The organism is Natronorubrum thiooxidans (genome assembly GCF_900156475.1).
GTDB classification, from domain to species: domain Archaea; phylum Halobacteriota; class Halobacteria; order Halobacteriales; family Natrialbaceae; genus Natronorubrum; species Natronorubrum thiooxidans.
This window is the reverse complement of the sequence record NZ_FTNR01000046.1, coordinates 1-2,304: the sequence shown is the minus strand read 5'-3', so window position 1 is coordinate 2,304 and position 2,304 is coordinate 1. Positions and strand designations below refer to the sequence as shown.

Annotated in this window: 1 rRNA gene; it reads left to right on the top strand. The window is 56.8% G+C overall.

The features are described 5' to 3' along the window. Positions 1–2,233 (top strand): 23S ribosomal RNA (locus tag BW940_RS20650). Positions 2,234–2,304: the final 71 nt, after the last annotated feature.

Genomic DNA, 2,304 nt, shown 5'->3' with positions numbered 1-2,304 from the left:
CAGGGAAACCGATATGACCGCAGTGCTTTGCACCAGGGTCACCGTGTTCAAGCGCGGGGAGTCAAACGGGCACGACCCGAAACCGGACGATCTAGGCGTGGACAAGGTGAAGCGTGCCGAAAGGTGCGTGGAGGCCTGTTAGAGTTGGTGTCCTACAATACCCTCTCGTGATCTACGTCTAGGGGTGAAAGGCCCATCGAGTCCGGAAACAGCTGGTTCCAACCGAAACATGTCGAAGCATGACCTCTGCCGAGGTAGTTCGTGGGGTAGAGCAACGGATTGGGGGACCGCACTCCGAGAGGAGTGCGCCCCCCTGTCCAACTCCGAACCTACGAACGCCGTTTGACGCAGGGAGTCCGGTGCGCGGGGTAAGCCTGTGTACCGTGAGGGAGACAACCCAGAGCTGGGTTAAGGTCCCCAAGTGTGGACTAAGTGCGATCGAAGGTGGTCTCAAGCCCTAGACAGCCGGGAGGTGAGCTTAGAAGCAGCTACCCTCTAAGAAAAGCGTAACAGCTTACCGGCCGAGGTTTGAGGCGCCCAAAATGATCGGGGCTCAAGTCCACCACCGAGACCTAGCGGCACTCTTTGTCGAGTGATTCCGTAGGTTGGCGTTCTGTTCGGGCGGAAGCATGGTCGAGAGATCGTGTGGACCGTTCAGTAACGAAAATCCTGGTCATAGTAGCAGCGTTAGTCGGGTTAGAACCCCGACGGCCGAACGAGTAAGGGTTCCTCAGCAATGCTGATCAGCTGAGGGTTAGCCGGTCCTAAGTCAGCCCGTAAGTCGAAGCTGACAACAGGGAAATAGGTTAATATTCCTATGCCAGTGTGCACTCAAAGCCAACGCTTTGGGGCCGCCTGAGCTGGGCTTTCGCCCAGTCGAACTGTCAAAGTTCGTGGAAGCCGTAATGGCACGAAGCGAGCGAACGGCAGGATAGCGCAAGTCAGGTCAACCCAGAGCCCGTGAAAAGGCAAGCACACTGTCCGTACCGAGATCCGACACAGGTACTCGTGGCGGCGAAAGCCAAGGTCTGTCGGGAGCAACCGACGTTAGGGAATTCGGCAAGTTAGTCCCGTACGTTCGCAATAAGGGATGCCTGCCTCGCGAAGAGGCAGGTCGCAGTGACTCGGGCGCTCCGACTGTCTAGTAACAACATAGGTGACCGCAAATCCGTAAGGACTCGTACGGTCACTGAATCCTGCCCAGTGCAGGTATCTGAACACCCCGTACAAGGGGACGAAGGACCTGTTAACGGCGGGGGTAACTATGACCCTCTTAAGGTAGCGTAGTACCTTGCCGCTTTAGTAGCGGCTTGCATGAATGGATCAACGAGAGCGCCACTGTCCCAACGTTGGGCCCGGTGAACTGTACGTTCCAGTGCGGAGTCTGGAGACCCCCAAGGGGAAGCGAAGACCCTATAGAGCTTTACTGCAGGCTGTCACTGAGACGTGGTCGCCATTGTGCAGCATAGGTAGGAGCCAGTACACAGGTACCCGCGCTAGCGGGCCACCGAGGCAGCATTGAAATACTACCCGATGGTGACTGCGACTCTCACTCCTGGCGGAGGACACTGGTAGCCGGGCAGTTTGACTGGGGCGGTACGCGCTTGAAAAGATATCGAGCGCGCCCCAAGATTTCCTCACTCGGGTCGGAGACCCGAGGAAGAGCGCAAGAGCAAAAGGAAGTCTGACAGTGTCCGGCACAACGACGGACGCTGACGCGAAAGCGTGGTCTAGCGAACCAATTAGGCTGCTTGATGCGGCCAATTGCTGACAGAAAAGCTACCTTAGGGATAACAGAGTCGTCACCCGCAAGAGCACATATCGACCGGGTGGCTTGCTACCTCGATGTCGGTTCCCTCCATCCTGCCCGTGCAGAAGCGGGCAAGGGTGAGGTTGTTCGCCTATTAAAGGAGGTCGTGAGCTGGGTTTAGACCGTCGTGAGACAGGTCGGCTGCTATCTATTGGGGGTGTGCGGTATCTGACGGGAACGATCGTATAGTACGAGAGGAACTACGATTGGGTGCCACTGGTGTACCGGTTGTTCGAAAGAGCACGTGCCGGGCAGCCACGCACCACGGGGTAAGAGCTGAACGCATCTAAGCTCGAAACCCACCTGGAAAAGAGATACCATCAAGGCCACTCGTAGAAGACGAGATCGATAGACTCGGGATGTACGCGCCAAGGCAACGAGGCGTTGAGTCCGCGAGCACTAATCGGCCAAGCCACACATTCATATTACATCGCATTGGATCCGTGATTCGTGAACGGGTCCGGACGCAAACTGGACTACACATACACACGGTC